This window comes from Enterobacter sp. E1, from assembly GCF_016809815.1.
In the GTDB taxonomy this organism is placed as follows: Bacteria; Pseudomonadota; Gammaproteobacteria; order Enterobacterales; family Enterobacteriaceae; genus Enterobacter; species Enterobacter adelaidei.
In genome coordinates, this window is the sequence record NZ_JAFBJM010000002.1 from 356,385 (window position 1) to 375,890 (window position 19,506).

Here is a 19,506-nt window from a genome sequence, read left to right on the forward strand (position 1 = left end):
TCCACCTCGCCTTATCAGGGTTATTGTCTTTCGAACCAGGCACGCAGTTGCGCTTCAAGTTCGTTGATGTCGATGATGTTGTTGATCACCACCAGCTGGCTTTCCGGCACGCTGGCGCTGGCCGCAATGTCTTTTGCCATCACGAACAGGTCGGCCGCGCCCGGTGTGGCCGAGGAGAGATCGGAGTGTTCAACCTCGGCCTCAATCTCCAGCTTTTTGAGCACCTTTTTGATATTCATTTCGACCATAAAACTACTGCCCAGGCCAGAACCGCAAATAGCCATGATTTTCATTGTTGTCCCCTTTTTTTGAGTAGAGCACGCCCCATCACGCCGGCGCGTAATGTTGTGAAAAATCGGATTAAAGAATTAAATCAGAAGCGGTCAATAATCGTTTTAATTTCCTCCAGGGTATTCGCCTGATGCAATTCAGCCATATCTTCATCGCTGGAAAATAGCTCAGCCAGTGCAGAAATCATCTCGATATGGCTATGTTTGTCCGGCGCCGCGAGCATAATAATGACATCGACAGGGTCAAACTCACCGGCACCAAAAGAGACGCCCTGTTTTAGTTTTAATAAAGACAACCCCAGTCCTTTGGCTCCTTCCTCCGGCCGCGCATGCGGCATCGCCAGCCCTGGTGCCAGCACATAGTAAGGTCCTAATGTACGATGTTGTTCAACGATCGCCGTGACGTATTCCGGCGCGATCACCTTCAGATCCAGCAACGGTTTTGCACATATCTCCAGCGCCTGTGGCCAGCTTTCAACGCTTTCCTGAAGCGTGATGGTTGTATCATATATCCATTTATTCAGCACTTTTCACTCCCGTCACACTGCAAAAGATGAGCAAACTTTATTCAACACATCAATACTTGGCTGCGATCAAGATCACAAAGATAGCGCTACCAATCGCTAACATTCAGAAATGTGATAGCGCTATCAAATTGTAATCATGGAGTTAAATCACAGCAAAAAAAGGGATTTAGGGCGTATACTGCCTCTCACGTGAAACGAAGGAAAATAAGAACGCGTCTGGTCAGCAGGAAGGTGTATGTCTCTAACCCGAAAACGGCGCAGTACCGGTAAAGTGACACTCGCCGATGTCGCACAGCTTGCCGGTGTGGGCACGATGACCGTGTCCCGTGCACTCCGCACGCCTGAACAGGTTTCCGATAAACTGCGAGAAAAAATTGAAGCCGCGGTGCAAGAGTTAGGTTATATGCCCAATCTTGCGGCCAGTGCACTGGCCTCAGCCTCGTCATGGACGATTGCGATGGTCGTTCCTAATCTCTCCGAGGCCGGCTGTTCAGAGATGTTCGCCGGGCTACAGCAGGTGCTGCAGCCTGCCGGCTATCAGATCATGCTGGCAGAATCCCAGCATCGTCTTGAACAGGAAGAGAAGCTGCTGGAGACGCTGCTGGCGTCGAATATTGCCGCCGCCATTTTGCTCAGTGTTGAACACTCTGACACTGTCCGCCACTGGCTGAAAAATGCCTCCATTCCGGTAATGGAAATGGGGGCCATGCGTGCCGATCCGATTGATATGAATATCGGGATTGATAACGTAGCGGCCATGTACGAACTGACGGAAATGGTCATTAAGCGCGGCTATCAAAATATTGGTCTGCTGTGCGCCAACCAGGAACAGTGGATTTTCCAGCAGCATTTACAGGGCTGGTACAAAGCGATGCTTCGCCACCATATGTCACCGAACCGGGTCATTAACGCTGCCATGCCGCCAGTTTTCTCGACCGGCGCCGCGCAACTGCCGGAATTCCTGCTGGCATGGCCTGAACTGGATGCGCTGGTGTGCGTCTCAGACGAACTGGCCTGTGGCGCGCTGTATGAATGTCAGCGCAGGCGAATCAAGGTACCAGACGATCTGGCGGTGGTAGGCTTTGGCGACAGCGATGTGAGCCGCGTCTGTCAGCCGCCGCTGACGACGATGGCAGTGCCGCATCGTAAGATTGGGATTGAAGCAGGGAAAGCACTTCTGGAACGTCTGAATGACGGAGACTGGCGCGATCAAAAGCCCATCGCGTCCAGTCTGTGTCTGCGAGAGAGTTGCTAAGGCTTACTCAGCCTCTTCCTCTTTCTCTGATTTGGTCGACTCGTTATTCGCGTTACGGCTCATCCACAGTGCCAGCGCTTTTAATGAATCTGGAGTGAACTCGTCGCAACGCGCGGTAATTTCTTCCGGCGTCATCCAGTTCACTTCGCTGACTTCTTCTTCCTGCAGGGCAAACGGCCCGTGAGAGACGCAGCTAAACAACCCGCCCCAGACGCGGCAGTTTTCATCCTCAAAATAGAACTGCCCATGTTCGGCAAACGGTACGCCCGCAATACCTAACTCTTCTTCCGCTTCACGACGCGCGGAATCCAGCAGCACTTCATCAGCCTGGACCACACCGCCTGCAGTGGCATCCAGCATACCCGGGAGAAAATCTTTGGTGTCCGTGCGGCGCTGAACCAGAATTTTACCCATACCGTCATGAACAACGATATATGTCGCACGATGACGCAGACGTTCCGCACGCATTTGTTCGCGGCTGGCCTGCGCGATCACTTCATTCTCTTCGCTGACAATGTCAACCCACTCTGTACTTGCCAAATGATTCTGCTCCACCATCGGGAAACCTTCTCGTCTAAGCGCTCTTTCGGCGCGTTTGCAGTTGAGGTGTAACTTACGGATTAATCGCTACCTGCGCAATAACTTGCTGATCATTAAGTGCGATAACGCTTAACGTATTTCCATCGAGCATGCCATAGCTCGCAGGGTATCCGCCTTTGGGTATGCTGACCGACCCCGGGTTAAAGTGATAAATCTCACCGCGCTTTTCAGCAACCGGAATATGAGTATGACCGTAAACCAGGACATCGCCAGCCGCCAGCGTCGGGAGATTATCCGGGCTAAAAAGATGTCCATGCGTCAGAAACAGGCGACTTTTTTCCAGCAGTACCTGTTGCCACGGCGCGGTAAGAGGAAAATGCAACAGCATCTGATCGACTTCGCTGTCGCAGTTACCGCGAACGGCGATGATGCGCGAGGCATGCTGGTTGAGCTTTTCCGCCACTTGCGCCGGGGCATAGCCTTCCGGTAGCGCATTACGCGGTCCGTGATTGAGCACATCGCCCAGAATGATCAGCCACTGCGCACCGCTTTGCGCAAACAGGGAAAGAACTCGCTCGGTAGCGGGCAGCGATCCATGGATATCCGACGCAAACATTAGTTTCATCAGTCACTCCTCGGGAAAACAAACTGCCCTTATCATACCTGAAGCGCCAGGGGTTATCAGCCCGCACGCTTAGCGGAGAGTGCCACATAGCGCTGCACAGAGGCTCGCTGCCATTGAAACGCAGCATAATCCACCAGCAGTTGCGGCACTTCATCACCGTTGAGGATTAAGCGGTTTAACATCAACGCCAGATCGGCGTCGGCAATGCACCACTCGCCGAACAGGTTCGGGTTGCCATGCGCAAGCAGTGAGGTGGCGGTTTCAATCAGTTTTTGCGCGCTTTCTGTGCCTTCTGCGCTCAGGGCTGGTTTTTTCACCCCGGCAAACACAACGTCCGTCGAGCGTTCCACGCGAATCGGTACCAGATCGCTACGCAGCCACGCCTGAATCTGCCGCGCCCGGGCACGCTTTTGCAGATCGTGAGGGTAGATACGTTCCCATTCTGGTGGCGCGAAGCGATCTTCCAGATATTCATCAATCGCTGACGATTCGCTCAGCGCAAATCCATCTATTTCCAGCACCGGTACACGTCGGGTCAGGTCGTAGCCCTGCCACTGCGGCTTGAGATGTTCACCACCATCAAGATCAACGGTCTTCAGCGTAAAAGTGAGCCCCTTTTCAGCCAGCGCAACGTATACGCTCATTACATAGGGAGAAAAGAAATTCGCATCGGACCACAATGTGATTACAGGCTGGTTCATAACATCCTCATCGGCTGATCGGTTTTTACTCAACATATAATCTCTTTGCCTTGCTGTCACTTGATGAAAACTCACGATTTACAACAACCACCTATACTCATTTTCATGACGCCATTCTTCACATGGAGAAGAGTTGAAAATGATCGACCTTTATTATGCCCCTACCCCAAACGGCCAAAAGATCACCCTCTTTCTTGAAGAGGCCGAACTGGATTACCGGATCATTCGCGTGGATATCAGCAAAGGCGATCAATTTAGCCCTCTCTTTCTGGCTATCTCACCAAACAATAAAATCCCAGCCATCATAGATAACCAGCCAGTGGATGGGGGCAGACCATTGAGCCTGTTTGAATCCGGCGAAATTTTACTCTATCTGGCGGAGAAAACCGGCAAACTGTTGAGCGGTGAATTGCGTGAACGCCACCATACTTTGCAATGGCTGTTCTGGCAGGTAAGTGGACTGGGTCCCATGCTGGGGCAAAATCACCATTTTACCGCTTACGCCCCGCAGCCCATTCCCTATGCGATAGAACGTTACCAGGTAGAAACTCAACGGCTCTATGGCGTCCTGAATCGTCGCCTGGAGAAAACGCCGTGGCTCGGGGGCGATCATTACAGTATTGCTGATATCGCCTGCTGGCCATGGGTGAATACCTTCGAAAAGCACCGAATTGACCTGGCCTCTTACCCGGCGGTGAACAACTGGTTTGAGCGTATTCGGACCCGCCCGGCCACCGAACGCGCGATGCAAAAAATCCAGCAAATTTAACCCTGTATGAGGCTGGGTGCCTCTCATGTATTATGAGCAGGAAATACTGACACGGAGAAGACCTGCAATGTCACAGCCAGACGCTATTATTCGTATAAAAAATTTACGCCTGCGTACCTTCATCGGTATCAAAGAGGAAGAGATCGCCAACCGTCAGGATATTGTCATTAACGTGGTGATTCACTACCCGGCAGATAAAGCGCGGGCGAGTGAAGACATCAATGATGCGCTGAACTACCGCACCATCACCAAAAACATCATCCAGTACGTGGAAAATAACCGCTTCTCTCTGCTGGAAAAATTAACTCAGGATGTGCTCGACATCGCACGCGAACATCACTGGGTCACTTATGCTGAAGTAGAGATCGATAAACTTCACGCCCTGCGTTATGCCGATTCCGTCTCCATGACGTTAAGCTGGCAACACCAGGCGTAAACCTGGAGGTTGTATGAAGATTTTGCTGACCGGCGGTACAGGATTGATTGGTCATCATCTCGTTGCGCGCCTGCAGGCGCTGCATCACGACATTACCGTTGTGACGCGCAGCCCGGAGAAAGCGCGCCAGGTGCTGGGGACGGGTGTCGACATCTGGAAAAATTTGTCCGAGCAGCAAAATCTGGACGGCTTTGACGCCGTCATCAACCTGGCAGGCGAACCCATCGCCGATAAACGCTGGACGGAAGAGCAAAAACAGTTGCTCTGCAGCAGTCGGTGGAACATTACCGAAAAGCTGGTTGAGCTTATCCGCAATAGCCACACCCCGCCTTCGGTGTTGATTTCAGGCTCAGCAGTGGGCTATTACGGCGATCTCGGCGAAGTGGTAGTGACCGAGGAAGAGCCCCCCCATAACGAGTTTACCCACAAACTCTGCGCCCAGTGGGAACGCATTGCCTGTGCCGCGCAGAGCGATCGCACCCGCGTCTGCCTGTTGCGTACCGGCGTAGTGCTTGCGCCGAAAGGCGGCATTCTGGCGAAGATGCTTCCCCCTTTCAGGCTCGGGCTCGGCGGCCCCATAGGTAATGGCCGCCAGTATATGGCGTGGATCCACATTGACGATATGGTGAACGGCATTCTCTGGCTGCTGGATAACGATCTGCGCGGGCCGTTTAACATGGTTGCGCCGTATCCGGTGCGTAATGAGCAGTTTGCTCATGCGCTGGGGCACGCCCTGCATCGCCCGGCGATTTTACGTGTCCCTGCAACGGTAATTCGCCTGATAATGGGTGAAGCATCGGTGCTGGCATTAGGTGGGCAACGGGCGCTGCCAAAACGGCTGGAAGCGGCCGGATTTGCGTTCCGCTGGTATGAATTAGAAGAGGCGCTGGGGGATGTAGTACGGTGAATATGTTACAGTGACAGGCCATGTTCCGAAGAAATGGCGTAACAATGGCAACGATCACCACTCCCCGGCTTCACCTCACTCCTTTTGAACCCACTGACTGGGCCTTCTTCCGCTCGCTACGAGAAGATCGCAGCATCATGCGCTATATGGCCGCCATCGCGCCGGAAAAAGAGACCCGACGCGTGTTTGCCGCGCGACTCGCTGCTGCCCATGTGTTTGTCATTCGTTTGCGGGATGATGACACACCGCTTGGTGACATTGGCCTGCAAATCAGCCCTGAGAATCGTGAAGAGGCCGATATCGGCTATACGGTTGTGCCTGCCGCGCAGGGAAAAGGGATTGCCAGCGAGGCGCTGCGCGCGGTGTGTGACTATGCGTTTAACCAGACCGGCGTGAAAGCGATTAACGCCTACGTGCTGGCAGATAACGGCGGCTCGGTGCGAGTATTAGAGAAAGCCGGGTTTGTACGCACGCAGGTGCTGGAAAAGGCGTACGAGATTGACGGCGTGCGCTATGACGACTGGGTGTATCGGCTGGAGTGCGGTACAGTTTGATGCAGCACTCCAGCCCTCTCCCAAAGGGGAGAGGGAGAAAGGCAAATCTACTTCAGTGAGCCTTTCAGGAACTGCTGTAAACGCGGGCTTTGCGGGTTTGCCAGCACCTCGTCCGGATGCCCCTGCTCTTCTATTTTCCCCTGATGCAGGAAGATAACGTGATTCGAGACGTTACGGGCGAAGCCCATCTCATGGGTGACCACCACCATCGTTTTCCCCTCTTCGGCCAGCTTCTGCATAATGCGCAGCACTTCACCGACGAGTTCTGGATCGAGCGCGGAGGTCGGTTCGTCGAACAACAGCACCTCGGGTTCCATCGCCAGCGCGCGGGCGATGGACACACGCTGCTGCTGACCACCGGAGAGATGCACCGGGTATTTCATCTGCTGGCGCTCGTCGATACCCACTTTCGCCAGGTATTTCACCGCGCGCTCGCGGGCTTCCTGCTTGCTCAGGCCCAGCACCTGAACCGGTGCTTCCATCACGTTCTCCAGCACCGTCATATGGCTCCAGAGATTGAAGTGCTGGAACACCATCGTCAGGCGCGTACGCAGCAAGCGCAGCTGGTTCTTATCTGCAACCTTAAGCTGGCCGTCTTTATCACGGACCAGGTTAATATTCTGTCCGCTCACCACAATCGAGCCTTCACTCGGTTTTTCGAGGAAGTTAATGCAGCGCAGGAAGGTACTTTTTCCCGAGCCGGATGAGCCGATAATACTGATCACGTCGCCCGCATTCGCCTGCAGCGACACCCCTTTCAGCACTTCATGTTCGCCGTAGCGTTTGTGCAAATCAATAACGTTTAATTTGTTCTCAGCCATCATCTTTCTCAGTGCGTCGAAGAAGGTTTTATATGCTGCAACCAGCGTTTTTCAGCCTTACGGAACAGGCTAATCAGAACATAAGAGATAATTAAATAGAGCACCGCCGCAATGCCAAACGCGGTAAACGGCTGATAGGTCGCGGAGTTAATATCGCGCGCAATTTTAAGCAGATCCGGCACCGTCGCGGTAAAGGCGAGCGCGGTGGAGTGCAGCATCAAAATCACTTCGTTACTGTACGCCGGTAGCGCGATACGCAGCGCCGACGGCAGAATAATGCAACGGTAAAGTTTCACTGATGAGAAACCATACGCGCGCGCCGCCTCGATTTCACCGTAAGGCACGGAACGAATTGCCCCCGCGAAAATCTCGGTGGTATAGGCGCAGGTATTGAGCGTCAACGCCAGCACCGTACAGTTCAGGCCACTGCGGAAGAACGCATTCAGCATCTCAGTGCCTTTTACGATCTCAAGCGTATACATCCCCGAATAGAACACCAGCAGCTGCACGTACAGCGGTGTGCCGCGAAACACATAGGTAAACAGCCAGATCGGGAACTGGATATATTTATTGTTCGACACGCGGCCAATGGCAAGAAACACCGCCAGAATTCCGCCCATCACCACGGAGGAGATCAGCAGCCAGAGCGTAATCGCCACGCCGGTAAAGCGATAGCCATCTGTCCACAGCAGCGATTTCCAGTATTCCTGAATAATCTCAATCACAGGTCAGCCCTCTTCACACCCACGGAGTAGCGACGCTCGAGCAGAAGCAGCACACCATTGGAGACGGTCGTAAAGACCAGATAAATCACGCCACAGACCACCGCAAAGTAGAACGGCTCCCAGGTGCTCTTGCCCGCCAGCTGAGTCGCTTTAACGACGTCTTCCAGACCGAGCAGCGAGACCAGCGCCGTCGCTTTGAGGATAACCTGCCAGTTGTTACCGATACCCGGAAGCGCATAGCGCATCATGGCCGGGAACATGATTCGGCGAAACGTTTGTGAGGAGGTAAAACCAAATGCGGTTGCCGCCTCAATGTGACCTTTCGGCACGGCCATGTAAGCACCGCGGAAAGTTTCAGTGAAGTAGGCTCCGTAGATAAAACCGAGGGTGATAATACCAGCCACCATTGGGTCAATATCAATTTGTCCCATTCCCATCGCGTCCGTCACGCTGTTCAGCGCAATCTGCAGACCGTAGAAGATAAGCAGCATCAGCACCAGATCGGGAACACCGCGAATGAGCGTGGTATAGCCTTCAAAAATCAACGCCAGTGGTTTGTTAGCTGAAAGCTTCGCACCGGCACCCGCCAGACCTATCAGCACCGCCAGCACCACGGAGCTGATAGCCAGCTCAAGGGTGACAAGCGCGCCCTGTAAAATAACGCCAGAAAATCCGTACAGCATACCGCGAGCCCTGTCGTATCGTGAGTGGTGGAACCGTGTCTTTTCCCCTCCCACTGCGGGAGGGGCCGCACGTTATTTGACGGGGCGATTAGCCGCCGTAAACATTAAAATCAAAGTATTTTTTCGCCAGTTTGTCGTACGTGCCGTCAGCGCGCATTTCGGCAAACGCTTTGTTCAGCGCTTCACGTAATTCGTTATCTTCTTTACGCAGGCCCATACCGGTGCCCACGCCAAACAACTTCACATCCTTAATGGACGGACCGCCAAACTTGTAATCTTTACCCACCGGCGTCTTCAGGAAGCCTTCGCTCGCTGCGACTTCATCCTGGAATGCTGCATCGATGCGGCCTGCCGTCAGGTCAGCGTAGATATTTTCCTGGCCCTGATAGGAGACAATTTCAATCCCTTTCGGTGCCCAGTGTTCGTTACCGTAGGTTTCCTGCGTGGTGCCCTGCAGCACGCCGACGCGTTTGCCTTTCAGCGACTCCAGCGTTGGTTGAATGTCAGACGATTTCGCCACCACCAGACGGGAATCAGCCGCGTAGAGTTTGTCCGTGAAGGCAATCTCCTGCTGGCGTTTTTCGGTGATAGAGAGTGAGGACATAATCACGTCGATTTTTTTGGCTTTCAGAGAAGGGATCAACGCGTCCAGTGGGTTTTCAACGTAGGTACATTCTGCTTTGATGCGTTTGCACAGCTCATTGGCCAGATCGATGTCAAAACCAACCAGTTCACCCTTAGAATTCTTTGACTCGAATGGCGCATAGGTAGGATCGGTACCAATACGAATTTTCTGCGGAATGGCTGCGAATGCCGCGGTGGCGCTGGAAAAAGCCAGTACCAGAGATAGTGATAACACGAGTTTTTTCATATCTGTCCTCAACAAACTGTCTTCATACGGGATTTTTACGACGACGGGGTGGTGCTAATGTGCCATCAATCCCCTCCTACAGGCAAAGATTAATGCCCTTCATCTGGGATTTTTTGCATTATAAATGCGTAAGTATGCACAAAGCGATCCAATACAGTGCAACAAATGCACTGCATTGGGTCAACCTCTCCCGTAACGCACCTTTCTGGTGCGTTACCGCCTGGTGTTATTCACCGTATACGTTGAAGTCGAAGTATTTCTTCGCCAGTTTGTCGTAAGTACCGTCTTTACGCAGCTCTGCGAACGCTTTGTCAAAGGCGGCTTTCAGCTCGGTATCATCCTTACGCAGGCCAATACCGGTACCGTCACCAAAGTACTTTTTGTCCTTCACTGACGGGCCTGCAAACGCGTAGTCTTTACCCGCAGGTTGCTTCAGGAAGCCTTCGCTTGCGGCCACTTCATCCTGGAATGCCGCATCCAGACGACCTGCTGCCAGGTCAGAATAAATCAAATCCTGGTTCTGGTACGCGACGACGTCTACGCCCTTCTCACGCCAGTTTGCATTGGCGTAACCTTCCTGAGTTGACCCCTGAAGCACACCGACATGCTTGCCTTTCAGCGAGTCAATGGTTGGCTTGATAGGGGAACCTTTCTGCGCAATCAGGCGAGAATCCGCAGCGTAGAGCTTGTCAGAGAAGGCAATCTCCTGCTGACGTTTTTCGGTGATGGAGAGAGAAGAGATAATGGCGTCGATTTTCTTGGCTTTCAGCGACGGGATTAACGCGTCAAAGTCGCTGCCCACCCATGTGCATTTCACCGCAATGCGTTTGCACATCTCATTTCCCAGATCGATATCAAACCCCACGAAATCGCCTTTCGCATCTTTGGAAGAGAATGGCGCGTAGGTTGCGTCTGTACCGATACGAACTGTCTGTGGAAGCGCTGCGTAGCTACCTGCTGCCGCACTTAACCCCACGAGCAAAGACAGAGCCAGAACCGTCTTCTTCATACATTTACCCTCAAGTACCGTGATTTTATTATGTATTGTGTTGTGTGTTGTGTTGCAGGCTTCATCTTGCAGGTCTTATGCCACATTGCCGTCTGGTCAAAACTTCGACGTTAAATATGTTAATAAAACGTTGCGATATTGCCTTAATGGTGAAAGATAGCAGGTCTGCCGAACGAACCGGAGAGAGAAAAAGGGAAAAAACGAATTAAATGTCGAGGATATGATCGCCGTTGCATAATTGCCCTGAAACAGGGCAACGACTCTTTTCATGCACTCTGTTTGTGCACAGAATCAGGCCCCTTGCCAGCGGGTGAAGAGGTCTTCAGGCAGGTCGATATCAAACTGATCCAGTACACGGTTAACGGTCTGGTTAATCACATCATCCAGTGAGACAGGACGATGATAAAACGCCGGCACCGGTGGCATGATCACCGCCCCCAACTCGGCGGCCTGCGTCATTAAACGCAGGTGGCCCAGATGCAGCGGCGTTTCCCGCACACAAAGAACCAGAGGGCGGCGCTCTTTCAACACCACATCTGCCGCGCGCGTCACCAGCGTGTCGGTATAGCTGTTCACAATGCCGGAGAGCGTTTTAATAGAACAGGGCAGGATAACCATGCCGGCGGTTTTAAATGAGCCTGAGGAGATGCTGGCGGCGATATCGCGGGCATCGTGAACGACATCTGCCAGTGCCTGAACGTCACGCAGGGAAAGATCGGTTTCCAGAGAGAGAGTCTGCCGCGCCGCCTGACTCATCACCAGATGGGTTTCGACTTCCGCTACGTTACGCAGAACCTGTAACAGCCGTACGCCGTAAATCGCGCCACTGGCACCGCTGAGCCCAACAATGAGTCGTTTCATGATTTTCGCCCTTACTGATTTCAGGGCAGACTGTGCAGGATTTTGCGGGGAGTTGCAAGTGAGGGCGAATACCCTCACTTGCAGAGACATCAACCTTCGTTGTGCATCTCTAAACTTTCGAGATCGTTTTGCAGCTGGACGGCTTTCGCATCGTCGTTGCGCAGCGAATCCAGATAGTCGAGGTACTTCTGGTCAACATCTTTGGTCACGTAGACGCCGTTGAACACGGAGCACTCAAACTGCTGAATCTCTGGGTTCTCGGCACGCACTGCGTCGATGAGATCGTTCAGATCCTGGAAAATCAGGCCGTCGGCACCGATGATCTGGCGAATTTCGTCCACTTCACGACCGTGGGCAATCAGCTCATTAGCGGTTGGCATATCAATACCATACACGTTCGGGAAGCGAATTTCTGGCGCTGCGGAAGCCAGGTAGACTTTTTTCGCACCCGCTTCGCGCGCCATCTCGATAATCTGCTCTGAGGTAGTGCCACGGACGATGGAGTCATCCACCAGCAGAACGTTTTTGTCGCGGAATTCCGCGCGGTTGGCGTTCAGTTTGCGACGCACGGACTTACGGCGCAACTGCTGGCCCGGCATGATGAAGGTGCGGCCAACGTAGCGGTTCTTCACAAAGCCCTGACGGTACGGCTTATCCAGAATGCGGGCGATTTCCAGGGCGATATCGCAGGAGGTTTCCGGGATAGGAATAACGACGTCGATGTCGAGGTCATCCCACTCGCGGGCAATTTTCTCACCGAGCTTCGTCCCCATGTTCACACGGGCGCTGTACACGGAAATTTTGTCGATGAAGGAGTCCGGACGCGCGAAGTACACGTATTCGAACAGGCACGGATTACTGACCGGGTTATCTGCACACTGGCGGGTAAACAGCTGACCCTTCTCAGTAATGTAGACCGCTTCACCCGGGGCTACGTCACGCAGGAATTCGAAGCCCAGGGTATCCAGCGCCACGCTCTCAGAGGCAACCATATATTCGGTACGACCATCGCCAAGGTCGCGCTTGCCGAGCACCAGGGGACGAATGCCGTTTGGATCGCGGAAGGCCACCATGCCATGACCGATGATCATCGCCACGCAGGCATATGCGCCGCGGATCTGGCGGTTTGTGGCAGCAATAGCAGCAAAAATGTTGTCTGCTTCCAGCGGGTAGTGACGGAAATTATCCAGCTCGCTGGCGAACACATTGAGCAGGATTTCAGAATCAGAGGTAGTGTTAATGTGGCGACGTTTCTCTTCGAACAGCTTTTTACGCAGCTCGTGCGCGTTGGTCAGGTTGCCGTTATGGGCAAGGGTGATGCCATACGGTGAGTTGACGTAGAAAGGCTGTGCCTCAGAGGCGCTGGAACTGCCAGCAGTAGGATAACGAACGTGACCGATCCCCATATTACCTTGCAGACGCTGCATATGGCGGGCTTCAAACACATCGTTTACCAGGCCATTCGCCTTACGTAAACGGAAGCAGTTGTTTGCATCAATGGTGATGATACCCGCAGCATCCTGCCCACGGTGCTGAAGCACCGTTAACGCGTCATAAATCGACTGGTTTACCGGCATGAAACCGGCGATACCGACAATACCGCACATTCGTCTTTTCCTCGTTAAGCCACATCTCAGGGTTTATGCCCTGGGCAAAAAACTCGACGAGCTTTGCAGATAGTCAAAGAACCATCTGATGATGAAGCTGAACTCTGGAATGAGCTGCGATTTCTGCCAGTCTTCACTTTTGGAGAACCCGGTGAAGGTATCCAGGAAGAACAAGATCGCGGCTACAATCAGTACGCCTCGTAATGCACCGAAACAGATCCCGAGCACCCTGTCCGTTCCTGACAGACCGGTTTTCTCGACCAGCTGACCTATCACGTAATTCACGATAGCGCCGACAATCAGCGTCGCGATAAACAGCACCGCGATAGCGATTCCATTTCGGACCAGTTCATCTTCAAAGCCCGTGAACCAGACAGACAGGTAAGTGTAGTAATGACTGGCAACAAAGAAAGCACAACCCCATGTTACCAGCGATAACGCTTCACGAACAAAGCCACGGATCAGGCTAACCAGACAGGAAAAACCAATCACCGCAATGATGGCGTAATCAATCCAGACCATATGTGTCCCACGATTTAACGCCCTGTCATCCAGTTCGGGGCGAATTCTAACAGAAAAAGAAAACGTTTGCGTAGGGATTTCCTTCCCGCGCGTAAATAAAAAAGGCGCTGAAAAAATGCTCAACGCCGTGGCCTATCGCCTCTCTCTTTCAGGAGCAGGTCGTACTTAGTTAGCGCTGTAGCTCATCACTACACCACTCAGACCGGAGATCTGCTTCAGCTCGCCGAGCGAACCTTTCAGTTTGTCTTTAGACGCCTCTGGCCCCACGAGGATACGTGTAATTTTACCCTGCACCGGCGTGGAAGGTGAAGTGTAAACACGATACCCCGCACTGCGCAGTTTCCCCACCACCTCATTGACTTTATCCGCATTTTTCAGCGCACCAAGCTGCACAACGTAAGCTTTGCCCGTTGGGGCTGCGGCCTCTTGCTGAGCCGGTTTCGCTGGTGGAGCTGTCTCTGAAGCAGCGGCCAGCTGTTCTGCTGTCTTATCGCGCTGTGGTTTCGGCTGTGGTTTGTCGACCGGCTTCGGTTTTTCAACAGGTTTAGGCTGCTCTACCGGCACTGGGTCGATCTCATTGTTGCTTGTTGCCGCCAGACGGGACGGGTCGAGCGACGGTGCTGCAGCATCGCCCGCACGAACCTCTTCTGCCGCACCTTCCGGTGGTTGAGCAGGAAGTGCTTGCGTTGCCGCAGGCAGCATATCCGGCTCATCGCGGTCACCCGGTTTAGGGACCAGCGGAATAGCGGCAAACTCATCCTGATAATGCTTTTTCTGCCCGTCGAGCAGACCCGGGAGGATAATCACCCCGAGCGCGACCAGCACAATGGTTCCTGTTAAACGGTTCTGAAACTTACTCGCCACCGGTTCTCCCCGCGTCCATCACTTCCATGACATGTGCTACGGTGTGGAATGAGCCACACACCAGCACGGTATCTTCTGGTTTAGCATCCGCCATCGCGGCATGCCAGGCCTGGGCCACGCTATTGTAGATTGCGCCTTTGCCAAGATGTTCCATCAGTTGCTCGGCTGTTGCACCACGCGGCCCCTCCAGAGGAGCACAATACCAGCTATCGACCACACTCTCCATGCAGGCCAGCGTCCCGCCGATATCTTTATCATGAAGCATACCGATAACTGCCAGTACGCGCCCGGTTTTTGGTAACGATTTAAGACGTCCGGCAAGATAAGCCGCCGCATGTGGGTTATGAGCCACATCCAGAATGAGACGTGGTGACTCGCTGACGATCTGGAAACGCCCGGGCAGAATCGCGTTCTGTATACCATCGCGGATCGCCTGCTCGCTGACCGCGAGGCCGCTGGCGCGCAGTGCTGCCAGTGCCGTTGCCGCGTTAGGTTGTGGCACCTGCGGCAGAGGCAGGTTGTCCAGCGCGCCCTGTGCATCGCTAAAGCACCAGGCGTTGTCACGCACTTCATACTGCCAGTCAACGCCGCGGCGCAGCAGACGCGCGCCCTTCTCGTTTGCCACGTCAGCGATGGTGTGTGGCATATCCGGCTCGCCGACCACGGCGGGCTTATCTGCGCGGAAAACACCGGCCTTCTCGCGGCCAATGCTTTCACGGTCCGGTCCCAGCCAGTCGGTATGATCCAGCGCGATGCTGGTGACCACCGCCACATCTGCATCCACCATATTGGTGGCATCAAGACGCCCACCCAGTCCGACCTCAAGGATCACCACATCGAGTTGCGCCTGCTTGAACAGCCATAGCGCCGAAAGCGTACCGTATTCGAAATAGGTTAATGAGATCTCACCGCGCGCGGCTTCAATTTCCGCGAACGAGGTCGTATGTGCCGATTCCGGCAACTCGCTGTTCTGCACGCGAACCCGTTCGGTATAGCGTACCAGGTGTGGAGAGCTGTAAACGCCAACCTTATAACCCGCAGCCATCAGAATGGATTCCAGCGTACGGCAGGTCGTCCCTTTACCGTTGGTGCCCGCGACAGTAAAAACGAAAGGCGCAGGTTTCAGCACATCAAGACGCGCAGCGACCTGGCTTACGCGCTCAAGGCCCATATCAATGGTTTTGCTGTGCAGGTTTTCCAGATAAGAAAGCCACGCGGCCAGGGGCGACGTGGCTTGGGGAATGCTTTTATTTTCCATGATGCCCGGTTGTCATTAACAGTTTAGAAAGCAAAAGGGCAGCGCCAACCGGCCCTGCCCTTTTCAGTTATCAGGCCTCGGGTTCCTGATCCGGTACCACCACGCCTTCGCGCGGCTCATCCGGGTTTGGCGCTGGCAGGTTCATCAGCTTCGCCAGAATGCTCGCCAGCTTCAGGTGCATTTCCGGACGACGGACGATCATGTCGATGGCACCTTTTTCAATGAGGAACTCACTGCGCTGGAAGCCCGGCGGCAGTTTTTCACGCACGGTCTGCTCGATAACGCGAGGACCCGCAAAGCCGATCAGCGCTTTTGGCTCAGCGATGTTCAGATCGCCCAGCATCGCGAAACTTGCGGAGACGCCACCCATGGTTGGGTCGGTCAGCACAGAGATGTAAGGCAGACCACGCTCCTGCATTTTTGCCAGTGCAGCAGAGGTTTTCGCCATCTGCATCAGAGACATCAACGCTTCCTGCATACGCGCACCGCCAGAGGCAGAGAAGCAGATCAGCGGGCAGTTGTCTTCCAGCGCCTGCTCAACGGCACGCACAAAACGCGCACCCACCACTGAACCCATTGAGCCGCCCATAAAGGAGAACTCAAACGCAGCAGCAACAACCGGCATCTCATGCAGGGTGCCCTTCATGACGATCAGCGCGTCTTTCTCGCCGGTCTCTTTCTGCGCAGAGGCCAGACGATCTTTGTATTTTTTGGAATCGCGGAACTTCAGCACGTCTTTTGGCTCAAGCTCGCTACCCAGTTCTACCAGAGAACCTTCGTCCAGCAGGCTATGCAGGCGGTTACGCGCCGACATACGCATGTGGTGGTCACACTTCGGACACACCTCTAGGTTGCGTTCCAGCTCTGCGCGATACAGAACCTGGCCGCAGCTATCACACTTCGTCCATACCCCTTCAGGAATGCTCGCTTTGCGCGTTGGGGTAATGTTGCTTTTAATTCGTTCAATCCAGCTCATTGATAACCTTTCTGCCTGAACCTGGTCGTATGCCAGTTTTGCTATAAGAGGCGAATAATGCCATTTTTGCCTCCAACAGACCATGAATGTTGCACATTAAAACATAACAGCCCGAAACTTTGGATAAAAAAGTGGTCGAACCGCCAGTGTGCATTTACTTCGTTTGTTTCGCCGCCGCACGTTTGTGACGGATAATTTCAATCACGCCCGGCAGTACAGAAAGCACAATAATCGCTACAATCAGTAACTTAAGGTTTTCCTGAACCACCGGAAGATCGCCAAACAGGTAGCCTGCATAGGTAAAGAGCAGAACCCACAGCAGCGCGCCAACCACGTTGTATGCTGCAAAGTGACGATAGGACATATGTCCCATTCCCGCCACAAACGGTGCAAATGTACGCACAATAGGCACAAAACGCGCAAGGATAATGGTTTTGCCACCATGGCGTTCATAAAACGCATGGGTCTTGTCTAAATAGCTACGACGGAAAATTTTCGAGTCCGGATTACTGAAAAGCCGCTCACCAAATACTCGCCCAATCGTATAGTTGACCGCATCACCAATAATGGCGGCAATCACCATCAACACCACCATCAGATGTACATTCAGATCATTGGTCGGTAACGCTGATAACGCCCCGGCGACGAACAGCAGCGAATCCCCGGGTAAAAACGGGGTGACGACCAGACCGGTTTCACAGAACAGAATGAGGAACAGAATAGCGTATACCCAGACGCCATATTGCGCGACAAGCTCTGCCAGGTGAACATCAATATGCAGGATGAAATCAATCAAAAAACGAATTACGTCCATATTGTTTAAGCCCTAATTGCACCTTTGTTTAGTCCGCTAAAAATAGCGGGCCCATTGGCGGTTTCGGCAGGTCAAACCGATCCGGATAGTCTACCGAGACCAGATACAACCCCTCCGCTTTCGCCGTGGCTGCCGCAAGCGTTCTGTCCTTCGCTGTCAGCAGTTCAGCAATCCAGCTCTCCGGCTGGTGTCCGGCACCCACTTCCATCAGGCTGCCCACAATATTCCGTACCATATGATGTACAAAGGCATTGGCTTTGATATCCACCACCACATAAGCGCCAAAACGGCTGACGTTTATGTGCATGACATTACGCCACGGCGTGCGGGACTGACACTGCACCGCACGAAACGACGTAAAGTCATTCTCACCAATCAGACATTGCGCCGCACGATGCATACGTTCAGCATCAAGCGGTTCATAAAAATGCGTCACACCCTGGCTTAACACCGCTGGACGAAGACGTTGATTGTAGATGACATAACGGTAGCGACGCGCCGTGGCGCTGAAGCGCGCGTGAAAATCATCCGGCACAGCTTTCACCCAACGAACAGCAATGTCACCAGGTAAATTCGCATTTACACCCAGCGTCCAGGCAGCATCTTTACGCACGGCAGTGGTTTCAAAGTGAACCACCTGCCCCGTGCCATGAACACCCGCGTCCGTACGGCCCGCGCACAGGACGTTAATTGGCTCGTTTGCCACCTGAGAGAGCGCTTTTTCCAGCTTCTCCTGGACGCTGCGCACCTCATTCTGACGCTGCCAGCCATAGTATTTACTGCCATCGTACTCAATACCGAGGGCAATTTTATGAACTGGCTTTTGATCCACGTCTGACATCAGTACAGGTACTCCTGTACCAGTTTTTCAGCGATTTTGACCGCCATCAGCGCACCGCCGAAACGAACGTTGTCAGCAACGGACCAGAACTGCACCTGCTCCGGCATACCGTAGTCGTTACGCACGCAGCCAACGGAAAGATGCGCGCTACCGGTGGCATCGCCCACCTGGGTCGGGAACTCGCTCTCTTCGGAAAGCACAATGTCTTCCCCACGACCAAACGCATCGCGCGCTTCTTCTGCCGCCAGCGGACGCAGCGCTTCAAAACCTACCATCTGCGCGTGACCGTAGAAGACCGGGGACTGCACGACGTTCGCGGAGATCATCAGGCCGTCGTCCTGCAGAATTTTACGAACTTCATCGACGATCCGGCGCTCTTCGCGCACGGAACCCTCGCGATCGGGCAGCAATGGCAGCATGTTGAACGCCAGCTGACGACCAAAGAAATCGTCTTCGTCAATCGGGATACCGTTCAACAACTTCGCGCTCTGACCGGCCAGCGCATCGACGGCCTTTTTGCCATTTGCGGAGGCGGACAGCAGACTGGTGACAGTAATACGCGACAGGCCGCCGTCGTCGATAAGTGGTTTCAGAGCGGTCAGCAGTTGGCTGGTCAGGCTGTTTGGTACCGCGATGATATTGCGATTACGGTAATCAGCCAGCACAAACGGGTTCACGTCCGGCACCACCAGCGGCACATCCGGCTCCATGGAGAACAGACCGCTCAGGTCGATCACCAGACATCCTGCGTTAGTCGCCTCTTCAATGTAAGCAGCAGTGGCTTCAACGCCCGCGGAGAAAAATGCCAGCTGCGCCTGCGTCCAGTCGAACGCTGCCGCATCCTGAACCATCACGGATTTACTGTTGAAACGCAGATGCTCACCCGCGCTATCGGTACGCGCCAGCGCATAGATATCGCCCACCGGGAACTGACGCTCAGCAAGGGTTTCGAGCAGGGCTTCGCCCACGGCACCCGTGGCACCTAAAATGGCAATGTTCCAGCCTTCAGACATGGTGGTTTACTCCAGAAATAAAAAAGCGTCCCTGTCG

General features: G+C 53.7%; 24 protein-coding genes. 5 read left to right on the plus strand and 19 right to left on the minus strand.

Annotation, left to right across the window (positions count from 1 at the left end; all coding sequences use genetic code 11):
- Nucleotides 1-20: 20 nt before the first annotated feature.
- Both JGF26_RS07810 and JGF26_RS07815 read right to left on the minus strand, forming a co-directional pair.
- Nucleotides 21-293: a PTS sugar transporter subunit IIB gene (locus tag JGF26_RS07810; RefSeq protein ID WP_003861447.1), complete on the minus strand. Its 273-nt coding sequence runs from the start codon at nt 291-293 to the stop codon at nt 21-23.
- A gap of 80 nt (nt 294-373) precedes the next feature.
- Nucleotides 374-817: a PTS sugar transporter subunit IIA gene (locus JGF26_RS07815; RefSeq protein ID WP_134707708.1), complete on the minus strand. Its 444-nt coding sequence runs from the start codon at nt 815-817 to the stop codon at nt 374-376.
- A 235-nt stretch (nt 818-1,052) separates the two neighbouring features.
- On the opposite strand from JGF26_RS07815, the gene JGF26_RS07820 reads away from it, so the two are divergent.
- Nucleotides 1,053-2,072: a LacI family DNA-binding transcriptional regulator gene (locus tag JGF26_RS07820; protein WP_128347387.1), complete on the plus strand. Its 1,020-nt coding sequence runs from the start codon at nt 1,053-1,055 to the stop codon at nt 2,070-2,072.
- Between the two features lie 3 nt (nt 2,073-2,075).
- Here JGF26_RS07820 and yfcD read toward each other — a convergent pair whose 3' ends face one another.
- From yfcD to yfcF, 3 genes are read right to left on the minus strand one after another with little or no spacing between them, the layout of a single operon-like run.
- The gene (gene yfcD / locus JGF26_RS07825; protein WP_028016230.1) at nt 2,076-2,630 is read right to left on the minus strand and encodes an NUDIX hydrolase YfcD; all 555 of its coding nucleotides are present in this window, start codon (nt 2,628-2,630) and stop codon (nt 2,076-2,078) included.
- A gap of 55 nt (nt 2,631-2,685) precedes the next feature.
- Nucleotides 2,686-3,237: a phosphodiesterase gene (gene yfcE, locus JGF26_RS07830; protein ID WP_028016229.1), complete on the minus strand. Its 552-nt coding sequence runs from the start codon at nt 3,235-3,237 to the stop codon at nt 2,686-2,688.
- 56 nt (nt 3,238-3,293) lie between these two features.
- The gene (gene yfcF, locus JGF26_RS07835; RefSeq protein ID WP_028016228.1) at nt 3,294-3,938 is read right to left on the minus strand and encodes a glutathione transferase; all 645 of its coding nucleotides are present in this window, start codon (nt 3,936-3,938) and stop codon (nt 3,294-3,296) included.
- 139 nt (nt 3,939-4,077) lie between these two features.
- On the opposite strand from yfcF, the gene yfcG reads away from it, so the two are divergent.
- The 4 genes from yfcG to JGF26_RS07855 all read left to right on the plus strand — a co-directional run bounded on the left by yfcG (nt 4,078) and on the right by JGF26_RS07855 (nt 6,604).
- Complete coding sequence (yfcG, locus tag JGF26_RS07840) at nt 4,078-4,707, plus strand: GSH-dependent disulfide bond oxidoreductase (protein ID WP_028016227.1); 630 nt, start codon at nt 4,078-4,080, stop codon at nt 4,705-4,707.
- Nucleotides 4,708-4,774: 67 nt separating this feature from the next.
- A complete protein-coding gene (folX, locus tag JGF26_RS07845) occupies nt 4,775-5,143 on the plus strand; it encodes a dihydroneopterin triphosphate 2'-epimerase (RefSeq protein ID WP_028016226.1) in 369 nt (122 codons plus the stop codon).
- A gap of 13 nt (nt 5,144-5,156) precedes the next feature.
- Nucleotides 5,157-6,050 carry a TIGR01777 family oxidoreductase gene (locus JGF26_RS07850; RefSeq protein WP_128347386.1) on the plus strand — a complete coding sequence of 298 codons (894 nt, stop codon included), beginning with the start codon at nt 5,157-5,159 and terminating at the stop codon, nt 6,048-6,050.
- 44 nt (nt 6,051-6,094) lie between these two features.
- Nucleotides 6,095-6,604, plus strand: a complete 510-nt coding sequence (locus JGF26_RS07855; RefSeq protein ID WP_108090839.1) for a GNAT family N-acetyltransferase — start codon at nt 6,095-6,097, stop codon at nt 6,602-6,604.
- 47 nt (nt 6,605-6,651) lie between these two features.
- On the opposite strand, the gene hisP is transcribed toward JGF26_RS07855, so the two are convergent.
- The 14 genes from hisP to JGF26_RS07925 form a co-directional block, all read right to left on the minus strand.
- Complete coding sequence (gene hisP, locus JGF26_RS07860; RefSeq protein WP_028016220.1) at nt 6,652-7,425, minus strand: histidine ABC transporter ATP-binding protein HisP; 774 nt, start codon at nt 7,423-7,425, stop codon at nt 6,652-6,654.
- Between the two features lie 8 nt (nt 7,426-7,433).
- Nucleotides 7,434-8,150: an ABC transporter permease gene (locus JGF26_RS07865; protein ID WP_028016219.1), complete on the minus strand. Its 717-nt coding sequence runs from the start codon at nt 8,148-8,150 to the stop codon at nt 7,434-7,436.
- Nucleotides 8,147-8,833 carry a histidine ABC transporter permease HisQ gene (locus JGF26_RS07870; protein WP_014832782.1) on the minus strand — a complete coding sequence of 229 codons (687 nt, stop codon included), beginning with the start codon at nt 8,831-8,833 and terminating at the stop codon, nt 8,147-8,149. Before JGF26_RS07870 ends, JGF26_RS07865 begins: the two co-directional genes overlap by 4 nt.
- Nucleotides 8,834-8,921: 88 nt before the next feature.
- The gene (hisJ, locus tag JGF26_RS07875; RefSeq protein WP_049005874.1) at nt 8,922-9,704 is read right to left on the minus strand and encodes a histidine ABC transporter substrate-binding protein HisJ; all 783 of its coding nucleotides are present in this window, start codon (nt 9,702-9,704) and stop codon (nt 8,922-8,924) included.
- A gap of 226 nt (nt 9,705-9,930) precedes the next feature.
- Nucleotides 9,931-10,713 carry a lysine/arginine/ornithine ABC transporter substrate-binding protein ArgT gene (gene argT, locus JGF26_RS07880; protein ID WP_028016218.1) on the minus strand — a complete coding sequence of 261 codons (783 nt, stop codon included), beginning with the start codon at nt 10,711-10,713 and terminating at the stop codon, nt 9,931-9,933.
- Between the two features lie 291 nt (nt 10,714-11,004).
- On the minus strand, nt 11,005-11,574 hold the full coding sequence (locus tag JGF26_RS07885; RefSeq protein WP_049005876.1) for a UbiX family flavin prenyltransferase: 570 nt from the start codon (nt 11,572-11,574) through the stop codon (nt 11,005-11,007).
- Between the two features lie 89 nt (nt 11,575-11,663).
- Nucleotides 11,664-13,181, minus strand: coding sequence for an amidophosphoribosyltransferase (purF, locus tag JGF26_RS07890; RefSeq protein WP_049005877.1), 1,518 nt, complete (start codon nt 13,179-13,181; stop codon nt 11,664-11,666).
- 33 nt (nt 13,182-13,214) lie between these two features.
- Nucleotides 13,215-13,703: a colicin V production protein gene (cvpA, locus tag JGF26_RS07895; RefSeq protein WP_000262116.1), complete on the minus strand. Its 489-nt coding sequence runs from the start codon at nt 13,701-13,703 to the stop codon at nt 13,215-13,217.
- A gap of 165 nt (nt 13,704-13,868) precedes the next feature.
- On the minus strand, nt 13,869-14,567 hold the full coding sequence (dedD, locus tag JGF26_RS07900; RefSeq protein ID WP_028016215.1) for a cell division protein DedD: 699 nt from the start codon (nt 14,565-14,567) through the stop codon (nt 13,869-13,871).
- Entirely contained in the window at nt 14,557-15,825 is a 1,269-nt protein-coding gene (folC, locus tag JGF26_RS07905; RefSeq protein WP_028016214.1) for a bifunctional tetrahydrofolate synthase/dihydrofolate synthase, read from the minus strand. Before folC ends, dedD begins: the two co-directional genes overlap by 11 nt.
- Nucleotides 15,826-15,895: 70 nt before the next feature.
- Nucleotides 15,896-16,801 (minus strand): acetyl-CoA carboxylase, carboxyltransferase subunit beta, encoded by a 906-nt coding sequence (gene accD, locus JGF26_RS07910; RefSeq protein ID WP_134707707.1) that lies wholly within the window; start codon nt 16,799-16,801, stop codon nt 15,896-15,898.
- A 154-nt stretch (nt 16,802-16,955) separates the two neighbouring features.
- Nucleotides 16,956-17,615 (minus strand): DedA family protein, encoded by a 660-nt coding sequence (locus JGF26_RS07915; protein WP_028016213.1) that lies wholly within the window; start codon nt 17,613-17,615, stop codon nt 16,956-16,958.
- Nucleotides 17,616-17,643: 28 nt separating this feature from the next.
- Nucleotides 17,644-18,456: a tRNA pseudouridine(38-40) synthase TruA gene (truA, locus tag JGF26_RS07920; protein ID WP_134707706.1), complete on the minus strand. Its 813-nt coding sequence runs from the start codon at nt 18,454-18,456 to the stop codon at nt 17,644-17,646.
- The gene (locus JGF26_RS07925) at nt 18,456-19,469 is read right to left on the minus strand and encodes an aspartate-semialdehyde dehydrogenase (RefSeq protein WP_134707705.1); all 1,014 of its coding nucleotides are present in this window, start codon (nt 19,467-19,469) and stop codon (nt 18,456-18,458) included. Before JGF26_RS07925 ends, truA begins: the two co-directional genes overlap by 1 nt.
- Nucleotides 19,470-19,506 lie beyond the last annotated feature (37 nt).

Excerpts from the sequence above, each read along its gene's own strand:
- JGF26_RS07810 (WP_003861447.1), bottom strand. The coding sequence starts at position 293 with ATGAAAATCATGGCTATTTGCGGTTCTGGCCTGGGCAGTAGTTTTATG.
- JGF26_RS07820 (WP_128347387.1), top strand. The coding sequence starts at position 1,053 with ATGTCTCTAACCCGAAAACGGCGCAGTACCGGTAAAGTGACACTCGCC.
- yfcD (WP_028016230.1), bottom strand. The coding sequence starts at position 2,630 with ATGGTGGAGCAGAATCATTTGGCAAGTACAGAGTGGGTTGACATTGTC.
- yfcE (WP_028016229.1), bottom strand. The coding sequence starts at position 3,237 with ATGAAACTAATGTTTGCGTCGGATATCCATGGATCGCTGCCCGCTACC.
- yfcF (WP_028016228.1), bottom strand. The coding sequence starts at position 3,938 with ATGAACCAGCCTGTAATCACATTGTGGTCCGATGCGAATTTCTTTTCT.
- yfcG (WP_028016227.1), top strand. The coding sequence starts at position 4,078 with ATGATCGACCTTTATTATGCCCCTACCCCAAACGGCCAAAAGATCACC.
- folX (WP_028016226.1), top strand. The coding sequence starts at position 4,775 with ATGTCACAGCCAGACGCTATTATTCGTATAAAAAATTTACGCCTGCGT.
- JGF26_RS07850 (WP_128347386.1), top strand. The coding sequence starts at position 5,157 with ATGAAGATTTTGCTGACCGGCGGTACAGGATTGATTGGTCATCATCTC.
- JGF26_RS07855 (WP_108090839.1), top strand. The coding sequence starts at position 6,095 with ATGGCAACGATCACCACTCCCCGGCTTCACCTCACTCCTTTTGAACCC.
- hisP (WP_028016220.1), bottom strand. The coding sequence starts at position 7,425 with ATGGCTGAGAACAAATTAAACGTTATTGATTTGCACAAACGCTACGGC.
- JGF26_RS07870 (WP_014832782.1), bottom strand. The coding sequence starts at position 8,833 with ATGCTGTACGGATTTTCTGGCGTTATTTTACAGGGCGCGCTTGTCACC.
- hisJ (WP_049005874.1), bottom strand. The coding sequence starts at position 9,704 with ATGAAAAAACTCGTGTTATCACTATCTCTGGTACTGGCTTTTTCCAGC.
- argT (WP_028016218.1), bottom strand. The coding sequence starts at position 10,713 with ATGAAGAAGACGGTTCTGGCTCTGTCTTTGCTCGTGGGGTTAAGTGCG.
- JGF26_RS07885 (WP_049005876.1), bottom strand. The coding sequence starts at position 11,574 with ATGAAACGACTCATTGTTGGGCTCAGCGGTGCCAGTGGCGCGATTTAC.
- purF (WP_049005877.1), bottom strand. The coding sequence starts at position 13,181 with ATGTGCGGTATTGTCGGTATCGCCGGTTTCATGCCGGTAAACCAGTCG.
- cvpA (WP_000262116.1), bottom strand. The coding sequence starts at position 13,703 with ATGGTCTGGATTGATTACGCCATCATTGCGGTGATTGGTTTTTCCTGT.
- folC (WP_028016214.1), bottom strand. The coding sequence starts at position 15,825 with ATGGAAAATAAAAGCATTCCCCAAGCCACGTCGCCCCTGGCCGCGTGG.
- accD (WP_134707707.1), bottom strand. The coding sequence starts at position 16,801 with ATGAGCTGGATTGAACGAATTAAAAGCAACATTACCCCAACGCGCAAA.
- JGF26_RS07915 (WP_028016213.1), bottom strand. The coding sequence starts at position 17,615 with ATGGACGTAATTCGTTTTTTGATTGATTTCATCCTGCATATTGATGTT.
- truA (WP_134707706.1), bottom strand. The coding sequence starts at position 18,456 with ATGTCAGACGTGGATCAAAAGCCAGTTCATAAAATTGCCCTCGGTATT.
- JGF26_RS07925 (WP_134707705.1), bottom strand. The coding sequence starts at position 19,469 with ATGTCTGAAGGCTGGAACATTGCCATTTTAGGTGCCACGGGTGCCGTG.